This is a genomic window from uncultured Winogradskyella sp., from assembly GCF_947496485.1.
GTDB lineage: Bacteria > Bacteroidota > Bacteroidia > Flavobacteriales > Flavobacteriaceae > Winogradskyella.
This window is the reverse complement of sequence record NZ_CANMCZ010000007.1, coordinates 1-21,014: the sequence shown is the minus strand read 5'-3', so window position 1 is coordinate 21,014 and position 21,014 is coordinate 1. Positions and strand designations below refer to the sequence as shown.

The following is a 21,014-nucleotide window of genomic DNA, read 5'->3' as shown; positions in this document are numbered from 1 at the left end:
TTTTTTTGGTACTTTGTTACTTTATTAATAATTGACCTATGGCTACTATAATTGAAACGACAGACAAATATGTTCTTGATTTATTTACGAAGCATTTGCCTAATACATTTACCTATCATAATTATGAGCATACTAAGCGCGTATGGAAAAGTACAAAAGAAATCATAGAAAATTCTGAAATTAGTGCTAATGAGTCAGAAATTTTGCTTTTAGCATCACTTTTACATGATATTGGCTATACAAAGACAAGAGATGGTCATGAAGAAGAGAGCGCTAAAATGGCCACAGAATTCTTAAAATCTCAAAATGTAGATGGAAAGATAATCGATGGAGTTAATGAATGCATTATAGCTACAAAATTTGATAGAATTCCCGAGAATAAATTAGAAGAAATTATAAAAGACGCAGATTCTTCGCACTTTGGAAAGAAATATTTTACCGAAGTTAGTGAGCTCTTAAGGACAGAATTAGAGTTACAAGGTATTAAAGTCTATTCTTCAAAAGAATGGCTAAAAGAGAATATTAGAATTTTATCGAAAAAGCATAAGTTTTATAGTGACTATGCTAAGCTTGAATGGGGAACAAGGAAAAAGAAGAATTTGGCCAAATTGATGAAGTCTAAACTCAAACAGCGATCTAAAGACAGTAAGGAAGAATTAAAAGCTAGATATAAAGTAAAATATAAAAATGAAAGTTCCGAACGTGGTGTGCAAACCTTATTTAGAGTAGCATTGAGAAATCACATTAAATTAAGTGATATTGCTGATACTAAGGCCAATATATTACTTTCAGTTAATGCCATTATTATTTCTTTGGTACTTTCTAACTTAATATCTAAGTTAGATAATCCCTCTAACAGTTATATGATAGTACCCACTATTATTTTTGTAATCTTTAGTGTGATTTCCGTTATATTATCTATAGTTGCTACCCGACCTAACGTAACTCGTGGTCAGTTTACTAAAGAGGATGTTAAAGATAAAAAAGTGAACCTGCTATTTTTTGGCAACTTTCATAAAATGGAGCTAGGTGAATTTGAATGGGCTATTGAAGAGATGCTTAAAGATAAAGACTACATATATAGTAGCTTAAGTAAAGATCTTTATTTCTTAGGCAAAGTGCTTAGCAGAAAGTATAGAATTTTGAGAATAACCTATACTATTTTTATGGCAGGTATTGTAATATCTGTTTTAGCTTTTGCGATTGCATTTAAGACCCAAGCTCAGTAGAATAAATCTTAACACTCACTGTAATTAATTGTTGTGTAATAGTACTTTTTCAAGATAAAGATAGTTGGCAACATCTTCTTAATTCTATATTACCCTAGTGTGAAGTATGTAACTGCTACTGCCACTATAAGAAGTATTAAAACAATTGCTATGAATCTGGCTCCATAAACTGTTTTCTTATCTTTTTGAAAAATATAGTCTCTTCTTTCTTCTTCGTCTTCTTTTACAAATTTCATAATGTTCTGTTTTGTTTATTGTTCATTACAAAATTACAAATACGACAGAGGTGTGGTTAACGCATATGCTAAAAATGTTAATCTAAAAGAAAATCTAATAGTAATGCAGTGAATTAATTTAAATCTTAAGATCAATGTATTTCACAATGAAGGCTATACAATTATGAATTCATATCAAAAACGACAAGATTCATTAAGATTACAAAAAACACAACAGCAGTTAAAATTCCCATGAGAAAATAGAAATTTGATCTCTTAAATTTCTGGTGTTTATTAAATTTTCGATTGATGCTTGAAGTCTCTATCTCTGGTTTTCCGATTTTATAAAGTCCTTTCATTTTATGAATTATTAAGAGTTGAACTGTATTTATCTGATTGTATTAATTGACTAATTATTGGTTATATTTTTTACGAAATTAATGACTGTATGACTAGTGTTTTGGTTCAATAGAATTTAATATTTGCTCTATGAATGAATATAATTACAGAGATATATAGACTTCATTTTGCATGTTATTCTTATTTGTTGTTGGTATATTCTTTTTTAAGATTGGCAATAATTGCGTTAGCAAGGCTTAAGTTTGTTGATATTTACTTACTCAATTAAAAACGTAGGTACGTAGTTTTTAATCAAATCTAAAACTACTGTTTCCGTCTCCGACAAATAGTCTTTTGCTTTTGGATTTGCCTCTAAGATTGCAAAATCCGCTTTTATATTACCAGATATATATTTATTGACTACTGCTGGATGCACGTAATACTTACGGCACACATTCCTAGTATTTCCTAGAGCTTTAGCTGACTTATCGAAAGCTTTTAAGATATTCTTCTTTTTCCTTTTCTTCTTTTTGGCAATGCCTAAATCTAAAAGTGATTCAAAGAATATATTTGTTGCAGCCCAAGTTCGGTAGTCTTTGGCAGTAAATATATCTCCTGTAATATTGTGTATATAATTATTAATCATACTACTATCAATACTTCGCTTTTCATTGTTTTTATCAAAGTATTGAAATAGTTCCCAACCTGGTATATCTTCACATTTATTGACTAATCGGATAAGTTTTTTATCCTTTAATATAATGGAGTGCTCCTTTCCTTTTTTGCCAACAAAATTAAAAGCCAACTTATCATCAAAGATAGAAATGTGTTTAGTGCGCATAGTTGCTAAGCCGTAGGTTTTATTTCTTTTTGCATACTGCTCATTTCCTATACGTATGTGCGTCTCTTCCATCAATCTTATGACCAAGGCTATTACTTTTGTTTTTGGCCAACCATTTTGTTCTATATCTATTTCTACTTGCTGCCTTATTTTTGGTAGTTGTTCACCAAAAGCAGCCATTTTAAAGAATTTGGTTTGATTTCTAATTTTGGTCCATAATGCATGATATCTGTATTGTTTGCGGTTCTTCAAATCTCGCCCTACAGCTTGTATATGTGCATTTACTGGAATTGCAATTTTCACCTTTTTCCATGCTGGCGGAATTACTAAGCTTTCTATTCTTGTTAGTTGTTTTTGATCTGTTAATTCTTTATTGCCAAGTTTGTAAACAAACTTTTTGTTGTTTTTTTTGCGTCGTATTTTAAGCTTGTCCTTACTAGTATAAATCAATTCAAAAGTGTCAATAACAGATTCTGGCTCTTTTATGAGTTTAGCTATAAATTTTGGATTGGAATACTTTTTAAATTTCATTCTATAGTTGTGAAGATTCTATTTTTACCAAAATACGATTCCTAATATTAGAATTATTACTATTAATATACCAGCAGAAATAATAGTTTTATAAGAGTTGTTATTTGGTTTCTGTTTGAGATATTCGAGATTTTCATCTTCTTTTTTATAATCCATATTTACTCATTATAAGTCATAAAATGTCTTACTTAATATAAACTGTTTTCTTGTTAGTGAATTCTAAAATACCTTCTTTAGAAAGTTCTCTACCGTAGCCTGAGTTCTTCGTACCACCAAAAGGTAACCTTGGATCAGATTTCACCATATCATTTACGAAAAACGAACCGTCGTCTATAGTGTTAACATAAGTCCTTACTTTTTCAATATCTTCTGTAAATAACATCGCACCAAGGCCATAGTCGCTATCATTATTATAAGATAAAGCTTGCTCCGTGTCCTTTGCCTTAATAATTGCTGCTACTGGTCCAAATGTTTCCTCACTAAAAACCGACATTCCGGGAATGACATTGGTTAATATAGTAGGTTGATAAAATGCGTTTTTAGAATGGTTACCGTAATGTACTTTGGCACCGACATCTAGAGATTTCTGAACTTGTTTACCTAAATTTTCAGAGAATTCATCGGATGCCAAAACGGCGATGTCGGTCTCAGAATCCATCGGATCACCAATTTTTAATTTGGAAACTTTATCCGTAAACTTCTTCAAAAACTCGTCATAAATACTTTCAACTACAATGAAGCGTTTTGCTGCAATACAGCTTTGACCTGTATTTTGATATCTCGCTTTTACCATAGTATCTAAATGAGCGTCTAAGTTTGCATCCTCTAAGACAATGCATGCATTAGTTCCGCCAAGTTCTAATAATGTTTTTTTTAGATATTTACCTGCAAGTGTTGCTATTTCTTTACCAGCAGTTGCACTGCCAGTTAAGCTAACCGCTTTAACGGATTTATGATTAATAATAGATTCTGTTTTGTCATGTGTTGTGAGTAACGCTTGATAACAATTTTGTGGGAAGCCACTATCTATAAATAATTTTTCGATAGCTAGGGCACAACCTGTAACATTTGAGGCGTGTTTTACTAAAACGGTATTTCCAGCAGTTAAAGTTGGAATTGCAAATCTTAGGACTTGCCAGAATGGATAATTCCAAGGCATAACACCCAAAATACAACCAAGTGGATCGTAACTAATAAAGCTTTCAATAGCATCAGTTTTAATTATGGCATCGGATAGAAATTGTTCAGCATTAACTTTGTAAAAATCACTTAACCATATACACTTTTCAATTTCTGCAATACTTTCAGAAACAGGTTTGCCCATTTCTTTGGTTATTAATTCTGCAAAAGCTTGTTTATTTTTTTCGAGATGATTAGAGAGGTCGCTAAGAAGTTCTGCTCTCGCTTTGAGAGATCTTTTTTTCCAAGACGCCTGCGCTTTATCTGAATTTTCTATAATAGAGATAATCTCACTATCATTTTGTAAATGATAATTATTGAGTGTTTCTCCTGTATAAGGATTTACTGATGTTAATGTTGTGTACATAATATTATGGTGTATCGTTATTAAATTGGCTTCAATTTTATTATGACACTAAATTATGATACATCGCTTGTCTTGGTTAACGCATTTGATGTAATTATTAGTTGTAATACATTATCAGATTGCTATTTTAGCACGCTTAAGTTTTAAAAACTCACTAGGACTAATGTCAAATTTTTCTTTGAAAATTTTTGAAAAATAACTTCTACTACTAAAGCCAATTGAATAAACAATCTGGGAAATGTTTAAGTCTGTGGTATTAATTAATTCTCTTGCAGCTTCTAATCTTACATGTCTTATATATTCAGTAACAGTTCTGTTATAAAGTAATTTAAACCCTTCTTGAAGTTTTGCTTGAGTTAAACCAGATTCTTCAGCTAGTAAATCAACTGAATAATCTAAAGAAACATCTTTTAATATTTTTTTAGAAATACCACGTATAATTTTTAATTCACTTCTTGAAAGGTTTGTCTTTACTTTTTTGTTGTTAACGTCCAAATTATATTGCTGTAAATGCATGGATAATATCTGGTAGACTTTACCTTCAATTTGTAGGACTCTCGCCATGCCTTTTTGACGAATCTTTCTGAGACTACCAATAACTCCAGCTATTTTAAGATTGTGAGTGCCAAAGTAGGAAAATGTTTTATCATGATCTTTATCTAAAAACACTTCATATAATTTTTGATTGAGTTGTGATACATTATTCAGTCGCTTTTTTAAGAATTGTTTCCTTACAATTTGTATAACATTGATTTCTAATTTAGTGTCCTTTGGAAAGTAACCATAATTATAACCACCATCGCGGCTTGTTATAATTACAGACTGAAATTGCTGCAGGGTTTTAATTTCTTTTTGAAAACCAAATCGATGGCCACAATTACCATTTAGACAGTAGGCAAAATGGATAGGATTATACTGAGAAGCATCCATTATTAAAACAATCTCTTCAAAAAAGGTAATATCATATTCTAACAAGCTTACTCCCCAATCAAAAGTTATAAATCGAATATTTCCATGAGCTAAATCACTATCAACAGTCAATGTGTATTCTCCCCATTTATCTTCTATGGTACCACCAATGACTTCTTGTATTTGCTTTACCGTACCTTCTGTACTTTGAGCAGTTATATTTATTTCGGTCATATTACTGTGTTGGTTAGTTAATATAAAAATAGATTATAAGTATTTTTGTTTAATGTTTAAATATAAAAGTTTAACATAAATATAGCTAGGTCGTAAATATTCTTACAATGAGATTGTATTGTGAAGTATAATTTTTTAAATATTAAAAATTAATCTACTAAGGGCGTTAAGTTAACATAGCTATAACCTATTTCACCAATATGCTTGTAGGCCTCCTCCTCTTTTATAAGTCTTCCCCAATCAAAATTAGCATATATCTTTTCGTCTTTATATTCGTCTAATAAAGTATCAGATAACAGTAGATATTCATCAATTGGGATATTATTTTTGAGCAACCTATGTGCTATAATAACGTCTTCTCCCATGAGTTTAATTCTGGACCCGATGGCAACTGAGCCAACAGATTTTCCATAGTGCAACACTATTTTTAATCCTAGCCTTTCTGGAATATCATCACCATTTATTTTATGGCTGAAACGTTTACCTAATACCTCTAACTGTTCATAGAATCTTGTATAAAATAATCGCATTTGATTGATTAAATCTTCAAAAGGAGGTAACTCTCCTGTACGATAAAACAAAACAGCATCACCTTCTATCTCAGAGACTTTTAGATCGAGTTTATTGGCATATATGATATTATTCAAAAGCGACGGAATAACTTTTGAAGTTAAACTAATGTCTACGTCAGACATAAACTTAGTAAATCCACTAATGTCTGGTATGCATATTAATGTCGGTGACATATTCATATGTTTTATTTGATATTTAAAATAATATTTAAATCGTCTTTGTTAAAGATACTTTCTTTTGCATCATCTTCTAAAGATTTTAATTCTGAATTTACTGCTTTTTTAGCATCTAAGGTAATCGTGTCAGAATTATTGACATAATTCAACGTATCTATTAACTTATACATCACAACACTATCATTTTTAGAATATTGTCGTAAGGGTTGAAATACCAAGCGCATTATTTCCTTGTAGTCAATGTCATGATATAACACAGCAAAGTTGTCTTTTTCTAAATAAGTATGGCTTTTTAATTCAAAGGCTTTCTTTAAAAGTAGCCCTAATTTATTGATAACATCTACAGCTGTACCAGGATCATTTATACCTGGCGACATAGCTCGAATCGCAACTTCCATTAGTTTAATCATATTAGACGTGTACCCTTTGTCTACATGCATACTTGGCAAAATACTGAGGCTAAACAATAAATCTTCTCGCTTATCATCGTCAATTTGTTTGTTGCTTTTTATGAGTACATCTCCTTCTTTTATGTATTTATTGGTTTGTGGTATAATTTCTATGTGTATGTCGTCATAATTGTCAAGAGCGTTAGATAGTAAGTCTTTTGAGAAGCCTTCATAATAACCTGTTTTTTCTGATTTAATTTCAAAGTTTATACCTTCATTATTAAAATCTAATATACTTTTTGATTTTTTTTGCAATTCAATCTTCGATTCAATAGTCTTTAATGATGTTTTAAAAATACGACTGACGATATTTTGTATTTGTATTTCTTGCGATATAGTATGTATAAAATAAACAAAAAGCCCAGTGCAGCTTACACCAAAAAATACACCTAATAATATAGATAGACCTATGGAATCTTCCACGGCTTCAAAACTTTTAATATTCATTAGAACAATTAAGCTGTAGAGTAGTGTACCGATATAGGATCCTAAAATAATTTGATGTTTTTTATTAGAAATCAAACCAGGAAGTAGTCTAGGTGAAAAATTGGACGATGCCTGATTTAAGACCACCATTACCATTGAGAAACTAAAAACTGTAAGAGAAAAAATACCACCAATTAAAGTAGATAGCATTGTTCTAGCGGTATCAATATCTTTGATAAGAAGGTAGGAGATATTTTCTTTGATTTTAATGCATATGTCTGAGTTTTCAATACTCAACATTACAATTGCTAGTATTATGAATCCTAAGCTTATTAGGATAGGGTAGAACGCGATACTGCCGATAATGCGTTTATAAAATAGATCAATACCTTTAAGTAAATATTTCATTTAAATATTATCATCTTAGCTTATCACAAGATAGTATAACTATAACTAAGTGTATGTTGAAAGTCGTATTAATATTAACTCAATACATTATTATATTAGTTTGACTGAATGAGTCAATAAAGATTTTATTAGCGTTAAGTAGATTTTAAAATGCGCAGTAGGTTTGTATCATAATAATCAAACAACTTATACACAATGAAAAATTTATTTACAATAGTATGTATTGCAGTATTAATGACAAGCTGTGATATAACTCAAAAAAAAGAAACTCAATTACCTAGTGTTGACGTAGACGTCGATGTTGAAGAAGGGCAGTTACCAACGTTCGATGTAGATTGGGCAGACGTAAATGTTGGTACAAAAACAGAAACAGTTTCTATACCTAAAGTCGTTATAGTGATGGAAGAAGAAGAGGTTGAAGTACCTTATATAGATGTTGATATGCCAGATGGTGGTGACAAAGAAGAACGTACTTTATCAGTACAAGCAGAGGTGGAAAATAATGCCCACGAACTTGAGATTATAGAGATATGGGCAACAGGAAAAAAACTACATGTAATTTCTGAGCTTAAAATGACAGATCAAAAAATTGGTGACAAGAAAATGCGTGTTTCTGACCAAGTGACATTAAATGCACCAGATTTAGATGTGGCCTATTATATTGTTGGTAAGCGACCAAATCGCTCTTTCAATAGACAATACAAATATTTAAATAGTGTTAGCGATTTAAAAAATAAGCTAACAAATCCTAAAGTTATTTATTCAAAATAGAGATTTATTAGTTTTAGTGAGATTTCTATTTAAGCCTCAGTTTTACAACTTCTGAGGCTTTTTTGATTTCTATAGTTCAATCTTTTACAGCTTTGTTACTTCATCTTCACTTTTTAATACTTCGCTACCATCAGATTGCTTTATAAAAAGTGCTTTGTTGCCAGCCTCTCCATGCCTTGTAACATTGTTACCTTTTATCGTTTTAGTGACTTTTTTAGAATACGTTTCTACAACCTTACCCTCAGCTTCACCATTTCCCCATTTCCATTTTACTTTTGTTCCTTTTCTTATCATGATATTTAAATTTTATCTAAAAATAAAGATGAAATTTCACATTGATTTGCTCTATCGATTTCTTTTAAGAAAAATTTATGAAGTCATTTTTGAATGAGTTAATAATAAGCTCATATGAACTAAGTAAGCCTTTAGTTAAGCGCTAAATTTGTAACATGAAAAAGAAATAATGATGGCAAATGACAACACATCATTTATAAAGTACAATAGTTGTCATTAATTTAAAAACACAAAATTATGAGTAATTATACAGAAGAAGTAGGAGAAAAATTAAACGGACTATTAGAGAAAACATACGATGCGGAAAAGGGATATAAAAAAGCCGCTGAGAATGTAGAGCATTCTGGTCTAAAAAGTTTTTTTAATAGAAAAGCACAAGAGCGCTATAATTTTGGGCACGAACTAAAGAGCGAAATTAAATCATTTGGACAAGATGTGGACAAAGGAGGAAGTATAACAGGATCTGCTCATAGAGCTTGGATGGATGTAAAATCATTATTCTCTAATGATAATGCAGAATCAATGTTAGAGGAAGCTATAAGAGGAGAAAAATCATCTGTAGAAGAATATAACGATGTATTAAACGAAACAAGCTTGCCATCTACAACAAAATTATTGTTAAGTAAGCAAAAGCAGACTATTGAAAGTGGATTATCAACAATTGAAAGACTTGAGGACTTACAATAGTTAAAGAAACATTCTTAATTTAGTTAGTTAAGATTAGTTAGGTTGGTAGTAAAAAGGATGCTTTATAGCATCCTTTTCTCTTTTTAACTAATTTAAAAGTGCAGTTTGGGTAAGTACTAGTTATAAGCTGAGAGAGTAATGATTTTTACTTACTTTTTTCTTGTATTGTTTTGGACTACAACCATATTCTTTTTTAAAGATTTTACAAAAATAACTTCTACTTGTAAAACCTATACTGTATACAATCTCAGAAATATTGAAGTCAGTTGAATTCATTAAATATTCAGCCTTTTGTAGCCTTACATGTCTTATAAAGTCAGAAACAGTTCTATTATACAGTGTTTTAAATCCCTCCTGAAGTTTTGCTGGAGACAAACCAGACTCTCTGCTCAACATGTTTATGGAATATTGAGTTTCTGGCGTAGCTTTTATGACATCACCTAAATCACTTATTTTTTTAAGTTCCGTATAATTAAGTTGCGCATATGAATCATAATTATCATTACATTTTAATGCCAAACGAAAATGATTTGACAGTAAATGATAAATACTACCCTCTGCAGATAAAAAGCTCATATTTTTATCATCATTAATCTGTTTAAAATAACTTTTAAAATGTTCAGCAATTTTCACATCATAATCGCCTGGAATAATAGTCTTATCACTTTTATTTAAATCATTTATAAATTTTAAAGCTTTCATTGAAAACTCATCGTCATTTTTATTGAATAAGCTTGTGTAGACCTTTTTACGAAGACTAATGATATTAAAGATGGTTCTTGTATTTTTTCTTAGCCTAAGAATAGTCTCACTTGATGATTTGTTTAATATCACAGCTGTTTGTAGCTCATTTACAAGATGACGTTTATTTGAATTGTTAATGCGGTATTCCGCAGTACCTTCAAAAACGTATAAAAACTGTATTGTATCTATTTTAGAACTGCTTATGGGTATATCTAAGTCCTTATTTGGAGTCAAATCGGCATTAAAAGAAATAATACCATTAGAATGTTTTACGCATTTAATGAAACCTTTGGCAATAACATTATTGATATTTATATAGACCAATTTAGAATATTGGGTAAACTGGCCGCCTAATAATTCTTCTAAAATTGAAAAGTTATGGAATTCATTGATATGATGATCTTCTTTATACATCTATTCTGAAGAATTTATTTATTTCAAAGATAGGTGCTTAAGGAGTGCCTTATTAACACTATAGGGTTTATGTTTAACGGTTTAAAGGTTTTTGAAATATTAGATTGATTTGAGCTACTAATTGATTGATTTAAGATAAGATAGAGTACAAGTTGTCCGTAATTTTGCTCAAAAACTGCTGCTTATGTGTTATAGATTATCAAATACAGCCAATAAACATGCTATCGAGGAGGAGTTTAATGTGCAATTTAAATACCCAAAATTGCACAGAAACAATCCTGTAATAAATGGTTTAGAAGAATCATTCATTTCTGTTATAACAATGGAAGAACCTAAATCAGTGTCTTATGCCATATGGGGTATATTACCTAAGTTATATGAAGACGATTGGGAGCATTACCAAAACATACAAAATACTTTAAATATAGAGTATGATAAAATAGATGAAGAGCAGCTTTATAGCGAGGCTCTTATGAATAGGCGTTGTCTAATTATTGTAACCGGGTTTTTTACATACTATTTACATAAAGGTGAGTTGTACCCATATTATGTGCATCTAACAAATGAAAAGCCTTTTGCTCTTGCAGGTATATATAATCAGTTAAAGGATGGGTTTATAACTTGTGCCTTAATTCTATCTAAGGCTAATTCGTTTATTAGTAAAATTCATAACTCAAACCATAGTATGCCATTTGCTTTAGATGAAGATATGCAAAAACTCTGGTTAGATGATAGTTTGGATTACACTGAAACCCATCAATTATTGGGGAAGAAAATTAATTTAGATTTCAGTGCGCATCCTATAGCTAAAGAATTTCACAAAATAGGTGTGACCTATGACTCTGTGTTAGAACCCGTTTTCTATAAGGATATACCCAAACAATGAGCAATAAGTGAGTTCCTCATTATTTCTCTCTTACTTGAATTCTGTATTCATTAGGCAGAATACCGTAGCGTTCATGGAAAATTTTGCTAAAATAACTTCTACTTTTAAAGCCTATGCTGTAGACTATCTCAGAAATTGACAAATCGTCATTCGTAAGTTGATCTCTAGCTATTTCTAATTTTAAATCTCGAGTATATTCATTAACTGTCTTAGAATACAAAATTTTAAATCCTAATTGAATTTTTTTCGGACCTAGGCCAGACAGTTTTGATAACTCAGCAATTGTTAGTGGTTCAGAAATATTGTCTATAATATGATTAGACAGCTCTTGTATTTTCTTTATTGTATCTTTTGAAAGTGAATCAGTTATAGATTTGCTTGTTTCAGAGTTTTGGTGCTCTAAAATTTGCATTGCCATTATTAGATTGAGCTGACCTTCAATAGATAAAGTTCTTATAATACCATTATCGTAGGAGTCGCCTAATTCTTTTACTTTATCTGCAATCTTTAAGTTGTAATTACCTAAATGTTTAAAAGAGGTATTTGGATCGTTATCCTTAAATACAGACTTTAATACCTTATCTAAGTATTCTGTATTGTTATTTTTCTTTTTAAGATAATCTTTTGTAACTACCTGTATAAAATTAACTTTGACTTGTTGTGATTTGGGAAAAATAAAAGTCTTTTTATTGGTTTCCAAACTAGAAACAATAATATTTTGATAACGCTCAAGATTTACAAAATCCTCAGAAATTTTGCCCTTGTATTCGAGATAGCCTTCAGATATAAATATAAATTCAACTAATTTTTTATCAATAGTCTTAAATATTATTTTGGTGACTTCCTTAAAGTTTACATCAAAATCCAACAACGATAATCCCCAATCAAATCCTATACTTCTAATGACCCCTGCACCAAATTCATTGTTAAAGGTCAATGTGTATTCTCCCCATTTCTCAACTAAATTGCCGTCAAGCGCGACATTAAGTTCATTAATGGTATCTTCTATTGTAGTGTTATTTATGAGTATTTCTCGCATTAAATAAAAAACAATTATGTTTTTATCGAATGCAAAATTCTTGTAATTAAGAGTATTTCATTAACAATTTCGAAATCAAAAATGACACTTTTGGGTACATTAAGTGCAACTATTAGGTTAAATAGTTAAACAAAACCTAAAAAATAAAGGTTTATAAATATTCTTCTAACCTGTATTTGTTTGTCTAGCTCTATACTTATAGGCTTTTGGTGTTAGTCCGTATCGCTGCTTAAAAATCTTTGAAAAATAGCTTCTAGAATTAATTCCTATTTTATAAGTTATTTCAGTGATGTTTAAATCGGTTGTTTCAAGGAGATCTTTGGCTTTCTCTATTCTATGATTTTTAATATATTCTTTTACCGATGATTTATAGAGGTGCTTAAATCCACGCTGCAGTGTATTTTGATTTAGACCAACGCGTTTAGCCAAAATATTAATATTATCTATATTCTCAATTTCATTTTGTATAATGTCTACAGCTTCTTTTAAGCTTTCAATCGTAGCACGACGTAGAATTTTTCTTTTTTCAGGTGAATTTAAATCATCGAGATATAGTTGTAATTGATTTACTAGGATTTCATAGGCCTTACCTTCTAAAAATACAGATCTCATAAAACCTTCTAATTCCGATTCTGTAAATTCAGAAATAAGTCCTGAGACATCTAAGGAATAATGCCCTTTGTAGAAAAATTGATTAATACCATTAACATCTCTGAATAAATCAATAAGATCATCATTCATTTCAGAAAGAAAATCTTCAATTTTTTGTTCAAACAATTTCCTGTTTATTTCTAAACTAAAAATACAAACAGATGTATTTGAGGGAATTTTAAAAATATGATTATTAGTTGGCGTGCTAGAGGTTATAACACTTTCTAAACTTTTTATCTCTCGGTAAGATTCATCTTCATTAAATTTATGATAATAACCAGATTCTCGATTAAAAATTATTTTTAAAGGATGTATTTTTCCACGTTCTAGTTCAAAGACCAAATCTTCTTTTAAAAAGTAATCTGTTTCAACAACACTTATACCGTTATCAAAACTATAGGCTTTAACATAACCAGAACCCATGGATTCTGGTATTCGAATACAGTATTCGTTTGTGTTTACAATATCATATTCAATGTCTAGATTTTTAGCCATATCAAGGACGATATTGCTAGCTTCAAAATCTGTGACACTTAACTTTTCACCCATAATCTAATAGATTAAAACAAAACAGGATAATAGTCAATTCGTATTACGCTTATTTGCTATTAATGTAAATCTAGTAAAATTACAGTTGACTTGTCTAATTTTTCATGTAAATGAGTTAACATTTAATCCTATAGCACTAAGCAAAGCAATCTAATTCAATGATCTTTGTATTGTTAGCAAAAGTGAAAGACACTCTTGCTTATAAACTTATTAACCATTAAAAACACAAAATTATGTTACGTTGGACAATTACATTTATAGTCATAGCAATTATCGCAGGAGTATTAGGTTTCGGAGGAATTGCAGGAGGAGCTGCATCGATAGCTAAAGTTCTTTTCTTTATATTTTTAGTGCTATTTGTGGCATCTTTACTGAAAGGCTTAGTCAAGAAGTAGTATAAAGTGTTAAAAAATTTTTTATTATTAATTAAAACTTAAATCGATGAAAATATTATCAAGATTTCTATTAATCATGTTTACACTTTCAATATTTATTACTAGTTGTAGAGAGCAATCTACAGGCGAAAAAGTCGAAGATGCAGTAGAAGATGTTGCTGACGATGTTGAAGATGCAGTAGATTAGTAAAAAAATGTATTTATATAAAAGGGGTGTGTAGAGATGTCTATACTCCCCCTTTATTTATTCTAGTATGCATAGCGTTACGTATTTTGCTATGATTTCACATCACTTTCAACTTCATAGTTTGGTGTCTAGTAACAAGGATGATACAAACTTGTTTTAAACTCCCTTAATGTGCAACTATTGTCAGTTTATGAGCTAATATCAGTTTGATATGAGCAAACCTCAGAAAGCCCTTCATTATATCTTTGTATTAAACAAAATTTAACAAATATGGATTACCTAAATATGAATAAAGAGGCTTTAACGCCAGTAGTAAAACAATTGAATATTTTACTATCAGATTACAACTTATACTATCAAAAACTAAGAAATTTTCATTGGAATATCAAAGGGCATAGTTTTTTCGACTTACATAATAAATTCGAAGAAATGTATAACGATGCTAAGTTAAAAGTAGATGAGATAGCTGAGCGTATACTAACCTTAAATTTTAATCCAATAAGTAGATTTAGTGATTATCTCTCAACATCCTCCTTGGAGGAATCTGAATCACTCATATCTGATGAAAAAATGGTACAAGTACTATTAAAGGATCATTCTATTTTACTCGTTCAAATGAAAAAAACCATGGATTTGGCCGCAAAAGCTGAAGATGAGGGAACTATTGACTTGGTAGGAGCGTACATGAGAGAATTAGAAAAGGATAGCTGGATGCTCAATGCTTGGCTTAATAAATAAATTTTAACCCCAAAAGAAAGACTGACTAAAACTAAATAAATAACTAAAATTAACTATTATGAAAACTGAAACAGCAGCCTCACTAGGAAAAGTTACCGACAAGTTACAAGGGTGGCTAGATGCCTTAATACGCAATCTACCGAACATAGGTGTGGCGTTACTGGTATTAACTATTTCTTATTTTATTTCAAGGTTAATATTCAATATAACACTAAAACTTGCTAAAAAACAGATAAAGCAAACCTCAATAGCTAAGCTCATAGCAAGATTTGCAGCAGTAGTAGTTGTTCTTGCTGGTTTATTCTTAGCATTAGGAGCATTGAATTTAGGAAAAGCATTGACAGGTCTTCTAACTGGTGCTGGTATTTCTGGTCTGGTAATTGGTTTGGCATTGCAAGGAACACTCTCTAATACTATATCTGGTATTGTACTTTCATTTAGAAAAAATATTAGAGTAGGCGACTGGTTAGAAACTAATGGATACGCAGGAGAGGTCATAGATATTAATTTAAATTATTTTGTCATAAGAGAAGCCGACAATAATACTGTGGTAATTCCTAACAAGATGATTATAGAAAATCCTTTTAAAAATTATACATTAACAAGCAAAATTAGAGTTGTTGTAGAGTGTGGTGTAGGCTATGAATCTGATTTAGAAAGAGTAGAGCAGGTAACAAAAGACACAGTGTCTAAAATTTATAATCAAGAAGAACTGGGTAAAGAAGTAGAATTTTATTTTACAGAATTTGGGGCAAGTTCAATAAATTATATCTGCCGCTTTTGGATAGATGGCCATAGTGGGTTACAGAAACTACAAGCTCAGAGCAAAGCTATTATTGAAATTAAGAAAGCTTATGACAAAGAAGGGTTTAACATACCATTCCCAATCAGAACTTTACAGTTTGATAATAATCTGAAAGTTGAGAACAATAAATAAAAAATTCAAATCTTAAGCAACAGACTAATTCAAATAGAATTGGTAAAAAAACGGTCTAGTGAATACTAAACCGTTTTTATTTGTAGCGAGAACGAGAATTGAACTCGTGACCTCCGGGTTATGAACTCATGGGCGACATATTTTAGAACATGTTTACTGGGCTCAAAGATCAATAATTATTAAAAACGTATGCAGAATCGTATGCAGTTTAAATTTTCTGTTTATTAAATTAATATTAATCAAATATAAATTAAAATTGTTAAGGAGTAATGTTATTTTTAACCTGTAACAAGGGTTTCCAGTTTTATCTGGCTTAAAATTCTAAAAAAACGCGAAAAAAGAAGGCTGGCAAAAGTTAGTGCTACGATGCAATTGTTGCTAACGGTTCGTGTATGGTTTAGTTGCGAGTGTCGCGCAACTAATTTAGCAAAAGGAAACCGAACCTTAGGAAAATCCGCAGGATTTTCCGAGTAACACTAACCCAAGCAATTAATTATACACGGTGTTGGCAAACCGTTTTTTATATCTGTTCTTTAATAATTTCAATTTTCGTAGGCTCAATATCAAATGCTTTTTTAAATCCAATAGATTCTATAACTGACTTTTTAAAATCTCCGATATTCATATTCGAGTTATATCTAACATCAAATTCCTCAATTCCTTTGAAGTCATTTGGTTCATAAATCATATCAATTCTATATTCATAAAGATTGCCATTATTAGAATCAACTTTCTGATGTGAAAAACTTAATTCAAAAGTTTCAGAATCTTCTTTCCAATAATCAGTGCCGTAAATCACATAAATTCCGATTGGATTTTCGTTAGATTTGACAACTATATTTTTGTTTTTTTGATAAAGTTCAATTATAGATTTCAATGCTATTTCAGGATTAAAATCAGATTCGCCTTTTAGATTTTCCGTAATAATTTCATCCAGTTCTTCAGTTTCACCTTTTCTAATAATTTTAGAATTTTCACTCCTAAATTGACCAGAATTCCACATAGCCATAGGAATTCCAACTATTTTCGGTAAAGCATATGATATAAACAAATATGTTATAATTACTATTCCTATTATTTTTAGTAGTCTGTTCATCAAATGTTTGCCAACGGTCTTTTGTATGGTTAGTTGGGTATTTTAAATACCTAATTTAGTAAATACAAACCAAATAGAAAATCCGCAAGGATTTTCGTAAGCAGGCTAGAACTAGCAATAAATTATATACGGTGTTGTGCTTTCGTTATTTGTTCGTGTTCTATAATGTAGTGATTTAGTATAATTTTTAATTCTTACGCATATTTAAAGCAAAAATCAGACTCAGTCAGTATACTTTTTGAGAAGTTAACTTCTGCTTATAATTCTTTATATTTGAATTAATTACGATCAAATAATTATTTTATTCATAAAAAACAAACTAATGAGAAACATCTTCTTTACATTTCTACTATGCTTATTCTCGTTAACCTTTCTCTTCGCTCAAGATAAAAATGTCGAACCTTGGTCGGACGAAAATTTTAAGGGTCTAGAATTCCGAAGCATAGGGCCTGCTTTTATGTCAGGTCGAATTGCAGATATTGCCATTCATCCCGAAGATGATAATACTTGGTACATTGCAGTTGCCTCCGGTGGGGTTTGGAAAACTGAAAACGCTGGAGTCACTTGGAAGCCGATATTTGATAAAGAAGATTCTTTTGCCACGGGTTGCGTGACTGTTGATCCTAATAATCCACACGTGGTTTGGGTTGGTACAGGTGAGAATGTCGGTGGCCGTCATTTGGCGTTTGGAGATGGAGTATATAAAAGCGATGATGGTGGCACGACTTGGAAAAATATGGGTCTTAAAAATTCTAACCATATTTCTAAAATTGTGATTCACCCCGAAAACTCCGACGTGATTTGGGTCGCCTCACAAGGTCCACTTTGGACAAAAGGTGGTGAACGAGGATTGTACAAATCTATCGACGGCGGAAAAAATTGGAAAAAAACTTTAGGGAATTCTGAATGGACAGGTGTAACTGACATTGTAATTGACCCTCGCAATCCAGACCAAATGTATGCTGCTACCTGGGATAGACATCGAACCGTAGCCGCCTACATGGGTGGAGGCCCTGGAACAGGATTGTATCGAAGTTCGGATGGAGGAGAGACATGGGAAAAACTCAAAATAGGTTTACCTGAATCTAATATGGGTAAAATAGGCTTAGCAATTTCTCCACAGAAACCGGACGTGTTATACGCTGCTATTGAATTGGACAGGCGAAAGGGAGGTGTTTATCGCTCAACAGATCGTGGCTCGACTTGGAAAAAAATGTCTGATGCGGTATCTGGAGCAACCGGACCACATTATTATCAAGAGTTGTATGCTTCACCGCATCAGTTTGATAGATTGTATTTGATGGATGTGAGGGTGCAGGTTTCAGAAGATGGTGGGAAAAATTTTCGCCGCATGAATGAACAGCATAAGCACTCCGATAACCATGCTTTGGCTTTCAGAAAAGATGATCCTGATTATTTATTGATGGGGACAGATGGAGGTGTTTACGAATCTTTTGACTTAGCAGAAAATTGGCGTTTTATGGGGAATCTTCCTTTGACTCAATTTTATAAAGTCGCGGTTGATGATGCAGAGCCCTTTTACAATATCTTTGGAGGTACACAAGACAATTCCACTGAAGGCGGCCCTTCTCGAACCGATAATATACATGGTATTCAAAATTCAGATTGGAAAGTGGTTTTAGATTGGGACGGACATCAACCAGCTACCGAACCAGGTAACCCCAATATCATGTACGGACAACGACAGGAGGGAACCTTGTCCAGAATAGATATGATTACTGGCGAGGTGATGGACATTCAACCGCAACCTGGAGCAAACGAAGATTACGAACGCTATAATTGGGATGCACCGATTTTAGTAAGTCCTCATGCACCCGAACGAATTTTTCATGCATCACAACGACTTTGGGTTTCTGATAATCGCGGTGATGACTGGCGCACGCTGTCAGGAGACTTAACACGTAACCAAAATCGTTTAGAATTGCCGATTATGGGAAAACAACAAAGTTGGGATAATGCATGGGATTTGAACGCCATGTCCAATTATAACACCATTACTTCTATTGCTCAATCACCACTTGACGAAAATTTAATATATATCGGTACTGATGATGGGTTGATACAAGTGACAGAAGATTATGGGAAAACTTGGCGAAAAATAGAAGTAAGTACTATAAAAGGGATGCCAAAAATACCTTATATCAATGACATCAAAGCCGATTTACATGATGCGAATACTGTCTACGTGGCAATGGATAATCACAAGTATGGAGATTACCAACCGTATATTTTAAAAAGTAGGGACCAAGGAAAAACTTGGAAGCCGATTCAAAATAATTTGCCTCAACGGAACTTAGTTTGGCGTCTTGTTCAAGACCATGTAAAAAGAGATTTGTGGTTTGCAGGAACTGAATTTGGTATTTATTTTTCTCCCAATGCTGGTGGAAAGTGGATAAAACTCCAAGGTGGTGTCCCTACCATATCATTTCGAGATTTGGCGATTCAGCGGAGAGAAAATGATTTGGTTGCAGCTTCATTTGGACGGAGTTTTTATGTTTTTGATGATATAAGTGTATTACGAGAAGTCAATGATGAAGTTTTAAAAAATGACGCTACTTTGTTTTCTACTCGAAAAGCATGGTGGTATATTCCTCGTGGTCATCTCGGTTTTGATGGAAAAAAAGGTGATCAGGGTGCTGACCATTTTGTAGCTGATAATCCTCCATTTGGTGCTGTCTTTACTTACTATTTGAAAGATGATTTAAAAACAAAACAGGAAATTCGGGCCACCAAAGAAAAGAGAACTAAACACCATATCGCTTTCCCTGGCTGGGAAGCCTTAGAGGCGGAACGAATGGAAAACCCACCCAAAGTATGGGTTGAAATTAAAGATACAAATGGCGCTGTCGTTAGACGTATAGACGGTAAGGCCAAAAAAGGATTTCATAGAGTCGCTTGGGATTTGAGGTATCCTTCTCCTAATGCTATTTCCATGGTTGAACCTCCGACACCTATGTGGGATGATAGACCAAAAGCATTAATGGTTGCACCAGGAAAATATTCTGTGTCGCTTTTTCAGCAGATTAATGGCGTGGTGAAAGCCTTATCACAACCCATAGAATTTGAGGTTGTGCCTTTACGCAAAGGGGCACTAGAAGGTGCTACACCCGAAGAGGTTGCAAGGTTTTGGCGACAGTATGAAAGTGCCGTACGTTTGCATTCTGCAATTCAAATTAGTTTAAGAAATTCTTTGACGCGTGTAGAGCGTATGAAAAAAGTATTGAGTCATTCACCAACAACAGCTGGTAGTTTTGATAATCGATTGGCAGAAGTACGAATGGAACTTCTGAAAATTGACCAAGAGCTAAATGGTGAAAAATCGAAGTTAGAACCTGGAGAAAAAACGAAGCCGACAGTTGTCGGTAGATTATTTTCTTTACAAATTGGAATTGATCATTCAACGTATGGTCCTACAACCAATCATAAAAACGCTTTACAGCTAATCAATGAGCAGTTAAGTTCATCACAGTCACAATTGGAACTTAGTCAAGGGAAATTATCGAAATTGGCAAAGGATTTGGTTAAGGCAGGTGCACCGTGGATGGAAGGAGAGGCACTGCCGAAGAATTGATGGTTTACGTTCTTAGAAATCTAGGCTTATTAAATGAAATCGGTCTAATTTTTTCTATTTGGTTTTTATGTAATTATTGCCAACGGGATTGTGTATGATTTCGTTGTGTTGTCTAGGTCTAAGTTAGTAAAAGGAAACGAACCATAGGAAAATTCCGC

Annotated in this window: 21 protein-coding genes; 9 read left to right on the top strand and 12 right to left on the bottom strand. The window is 32.0% G+C overall.

Annotation, left to right across the window (positions count from 1 at the left end):
- The first annotated feature begins 38 nt into the window (after positions 1–38).
- Positions 39–1,229 (top strand): Pycsar system effector family protein, encoded by a 1,191-nt coding sequence (locus Q0822_RS16485; RefSeq protein WP_299125775.1) that lies wholly within the window; start codon positions 39–41, stop codon positions 1,227–1,229.
- 89 nt (positions 1,230–1,318) lie between these two features.
- Here the strand turns inward: Q0822_RS16485 and Q0822_RS16480 are convergent, their stop codons facing one another.
- From Q0822_RS16480 to Q0822_RS16450, 7 genes are all read right to left on the bottom strand, one after another.
- A complete protein-coding gene (locus Q0822_RS16480) occupies positions 1,319–1,465 on the bottom strand; it encodes a hypothetical protein (protein ID WP_299125772.1) in 147 nt (48 codons plus the stop codon).
- Between the two features lie 595 nt (positions 1,466–2,060).
- A complete protein-coding gene (locus Q0822_RS16475; RefSeq protein ID WP_299125770.1) occupies positions 2,061–3,155 on the bottom strand; it encodes a DNA topoisomerase IB in 1,095 nt (364 codons plus the stop codon).
- Positions 3,156–3,179: 24 nt separating this feature from the next.
- Positions 3,180–3,311 carry a hypothetical protein gene (locus Q0822_RS16470; RefSeq protein ID WP_299125768.1) on the bottom strand — a complete coding sequence of 44 codons (132 nt, stop codon included), beginning with the start codon at positions 3,309–3,311 and terminating at the stop codon, positions 3,180–3,182.
- 28 nt (positions 3,312–3,339) lie between these two features.
- On the bottom strand, positions 3,340–4,701 hold the full coding sequence (locus tag Q0822_RS16465) for an NAD-dependent succinate-semialdehyde dehydrogenase (RefSeq protein ID WP_299125766.1): 1,362 nt from the start codon (positions 4,699–4,701) through the stop codon (positions 3,340–3,342).
- Positions 4,702–4,815: 114 nt separating this feature from the next.
- Positions 4,816–5,844 (bottom strand): response regulator transcription factor, encoded by a 1,029-nt coding sequence (locus tag Q0822_RS16460; RefSeq protein ID WP_299125764.1) that lies wholly within the window; start codon positions 5,842–5,844, stop codon positions 4,816–4,818.
- Positions 5,845–5,993: 149 nt separating this feature from the next.
- On the bottom strand, positions 5,994–6,590 hold the full coding sequence (locus tag Q0822_RS16455; RefSeq protein ID WP_299125762.1) for a DUF2652 domain-containing protein: 597 nt from the start codon (positions 6,588–6,590) through the stop codon (positions 5,994–5,996).
- A gap of 11 nt (positions 6,591–6,601) precedes the next feature.
- Complete coding sequence (locus Q0822_RS16450) at positions 6,602–7,876, bottom strand: DUF2254 domain-containing protein (protein WP_299125760.1); 1,275 nt, start codon at positions 7,874–7,876, stop codon at positions 6,602–6,604.
- Positions 7,877–8,071: 195 nt separating this feature from the next.
- Between Q0822_RS16450 and Q0822_RS16445 the strand changes: the two genes are divergently transcribed.
- A complete protein-coding gene (locus Q0822_RS16445; protein ID WP_299125758.1) occupies positions 8,072–8,647 on the top strand; it encodes a hypothetical protein in 576 nt (191 codons plus the stop codon).
- An 84-nt stretch (positions 8,648–8,731) separates the two neighbouring features.
- On the opposite strand, the gene Q0822_RS16440 is transcribed toward Q0822_RS16445, so the two are convergent.
- Entirely contained in the window at positions 8,732–8,941 is a 210-nt protein-coding gene (locus Q0822_RS16440; protein ID WP_299125756.1) for a DUF2945 domain-containing protein, read from the bottom strand.
- Positions 8,942–9,178: 237 nt separating this feature from the next.
- On the opposite strand from Q0822_RS16440, the gene Q0822_RS16435 reads away from it, so the two are divergent.
- The gene (locus Q0822_RS16435; RefSeq protein ID WP_299125754.1) at positions 9,179–9,628 is read left to right on the top strand and encodes a PA2169 family four-helix-bundle protein; all 450 of its coding nucleotides are present in this window, start codon (positions 9,179–9,181) and stop codon (positions 9,626–9,628) included.
- A 120-nt stretch (positions 9,629–9,748) separates the two neighbouring features.
- On the opposite strand, the gene Q0822_RS16430 is transcribed toward Q0822_RS16435, so the two are convergent.
- A complete protein-coding gene (locus tag Q0822_RS16430) occupies positions 9,749–10,786 on the bottom strand; it encodes an AraC family transcriptional regulator (protein ID WP_299125751.1) in 1,038 nt (345 codons plus the stop codon).
- Between the two features lie 184 nt (positions 10,787–10,970).
- Between Q0822_RS16430 and Q0822_RS16425 the strand changes: the two genes are divergently transcribed.
- A complete protein-coding gene (locus Q0822_RS16425) occupies positions 10,971–11,672 on the top strand; it encodes an SOS response-associated peptidase family protein (protein ID WP_299125749.1) in 702 nt (233 codons plus the stop codon).
- 19 nt (positions 11,673–11,691) lie between these two features.
- Here the strand turns inward: Q0822_RS16425 and Q0822_RS16420 are convergent, their stop codons facing one another.
- Complete coding sequence (locus Q0822_RS16420; RefSeq protein ID WP_299125747.1) at positions 11,692–12,711, bottom strand: AraC family transcriptional regulator; 1,020 nt, start codon at positions 12,709–12,711, stop codon at positions 11,692–11,694.
- Positions 12,712–12,876: 165 nt separating this feature from the next.
- Positions 12,877–13,911, bottom strand: coding sequence for an AraC family transcriptional regulator (locus Q0822_RS16415; RefSeq protein WP_299125745.1), 1,035 nt, complete (start codon positions 13,909–13,911; stop codon positions 12,877–12,879).
- Positions 13,912–14,144: 233 nt separating this feature from the next.
- Here Q0822_RS16415 and Q0822_RS16410 point away from each other — a divergent pair, with 233 nt between their 5' ends.
- The 4 genes from Q0822_RS16410 to Q0822_RS16395 all read left to right on the top strand — a co-directional run bounded on the left by Q0822_RS16410 (position 14,145) and on the right by Q0822_RS16395 (position 16,168).
- Positions 14,145–14,306, top strand: a complete 162-nt coding sequence (locus tag Q0822_RS16410; protein ID WP_299125743.1) for a DUF1328 domain-containing protein — start codon at positions 14,145–14,147, stop codon at positions 14,304–14,306.
- A 46-nt stretch (positions 14,307–14,352) separates the two neighbouring features.
- The gene (locus Q0822_RS16405) at positions 14,353–14,493 is read left to right on the top strand and encodes a hypothetical protein (RefSeq protein WP_299125741.1); all 141 of its coding nucleotides are present in this window, start codon (positions 14,353–14,355) and stop codon (positions 14,491–14,493) included.
- A 270-nt stretch (positions 14,494–14,763) separates the two neighbouring features.
- Entirely contained in the window at positions 14,764–15,231 is a 468-nt protein-coding gene (locus tag Q0822_RS16400) for a DNA starvation/stationary phase protection protein (RefSeq protein WP_299125739.1), read from the top strand.
- A 58-nt stretch (positions 15,232–15,289) separates the two neighbouring features.
- Positions 15,290–16,168 (top strand): mechanosensitive ion channel family protein, encoded by an 879-nt coding sequence (locus Q0822_RS16395; RefSeq protein WP_299125737.1) that lies wholly within the window; start codon positions 15,290–15,292, stop codon positions 16,166–16,168.
- Positions 16,169–16,688: 520 nt separating this feature from the next.
- Here the strand turns inward: Q0822_RS16395 and Q0822_RS16390 are convergent.
- Positions 16,689–17,264 (bottom strand): hypothetical protein, encoded by a 576-nt coding sequence (locus Q0822_RS16390; RefSeq protein WP_299125735.1) that lies wholly within the window; start codon positions 17,262–17,264, stop codon positions 16,689–16,691.
- A 322-nt stretch (positions 17,265–17,586) separates the two neighbouring features.
- On the opposite strand from Q0822_RS16390, the gene Q0822_RS16385 reads away from it, so the two are divergent.
- Positions 17,587–20,856, top strand: a complete 3,270-nt coding sequence (locus Q0822_RS16385) for a glycosyl hydrolase (protein WP_299125733.1) — start codon at positions 17,587–17,589, stop codon at positions 20,854–20,856.
- The last annotated feature ends 158 nt before the right edge of the window (positions 20,857–21,014 follow it).

Coding starts and splice junctions, on each gene's coding strand:
- Q0822_RS16485 (WP_299125775.1), top strand. CDS start 39: ATGGCTACTATAATTGAAACGACAGACAAATATGTTCTTGATTTATTT.
- Q0822_RS16480 (WP_299125772.1), bottom strand. CDS start 1,465: ATGAAATTTGTAAAAGAAGACGAAGAAGAAAGAAGAGACTATATTTTT.
- Q0822_RS16475 (WP_299125770.1), bottom strand. CDS start 3,155: ATGAAATTTAAAAAGTATTCCAATCCAAAATTTATAGCTAAACTCATA.
- Q0822_RS16470 (WP_299125768.1), bottom strand. CDS start 3,311: ATGGATTATAAAAAAGAAGATGAAAATCTCGAATATCTCAAACAGAAA.
- Q0822_RS16465 (WP_299125766.1), bottom strand. CDS start 4,701: ATGTACACAACATTAACATCAGTAAATCCTTATACAGGAGAAACACTC.
- Q0822_RS16460 (WP_299125764.1), bottom strand. CDS start 5,844: ATGACCGAAATAAATATAACTGCTCAAAGTACAGAAGGTACGGTAAAG.
- Q0822_RS16455 (WP_299125762.1), bottom strand. CDS start 6,590: ATGTCACCGACATTAATATGCATACCAGACATTAGTGGATTTACTAAG.
- Q0822_RS16450 (WP_299125760.1), bottom strand. CDS start 7,876: ATGAAATATTTACTTAAAGGTATTGATCTATTTTATAAACGCATTATC.
- Q0822_RS16445 (WP_299125758.1), top strand. CDS start 8,072: ATGAAAAATTTATTTACAATAGTATGTATTGCAGTATTAATGACAAGC.
- Q0822_RS16440 (WP_299125756.1), bottom strand. CDS start 8,941: ATGATAAGAAAAGGAACAAAAGTAAAATGGAAATGGGGAAATGGTGAA.
- Q0822_RS16435 (WP_299125754.1), top strand. CDS start 9,179: ATGAGTAATTATACAGAAGAAGTAGGAGAAAAATTAAACGGACTATTA.
- Q0822_RS16430 (WP_299125751.1), bottom strand. CDS start 10,786: ATGTATAAAGAAGATCATCATATCAATGAATTCCATAACTTTTCAATT.
- Q0822_RS16425 (WP_299125749.1), top strand. CDS start 10,971: ATGTGTTATAGATTATCAAATACAGCCAATAAACATGCTATCGAGGAG.
- Q0822_RS16420 (WP_299125747.1), bottom strand. CDS start 12,711: ATGCGAGAAATACTCATAAATAACACTACAATAGAAGATACCATTAAT.
- Q0822_RS16415 (WP_299125745.1), bottom strand. CDS start 13,911: ATGGGTGAAAAGTTAAGTGTCACAGATTTTGAAGCTAGCAATATCGTC.
- Q0822_RS16410 (WP_299125743.1), top strand. CDS start 14,145: ATGTTACGTTGGACAATTACATTTATAGTCATAGCAATTATCGCAGGA.
- Q0822_RS16405 (WP_299125741.1), top strand. CDS start 14,353: ATGAAAATATTATCAAGATTTCTATTAATCATGTTTACACTTTCAATA.
- Q0822_RS16400 (WP_299125739.1), top strand. CDS start 14,764: ATGGATTACCTAAATATGAATAAAGAGGCTTTAACGCCAGTAGTAAAA.
- Q0822_RS16395 (WP_299125737.1), top strand. CDS start 15,290: ATGAAAACTGAAACAGCAGCCTCACTAGGAAAAGTTACCGACAAGTTA.
- Q0822_RS16390 (WP_299125735.1), bottom strand. CDS start 17,264: ATGAACAGACTACTAAAAATAATAGGAATAGTAATTATAACATATTTG.
- Q0822_RS16385 (WP_299125733.1), top strand. CDS start 17,587: ATGAGAAACATCTTCTTTACATTTCTACTATGCTTATTCTCGTTAACC.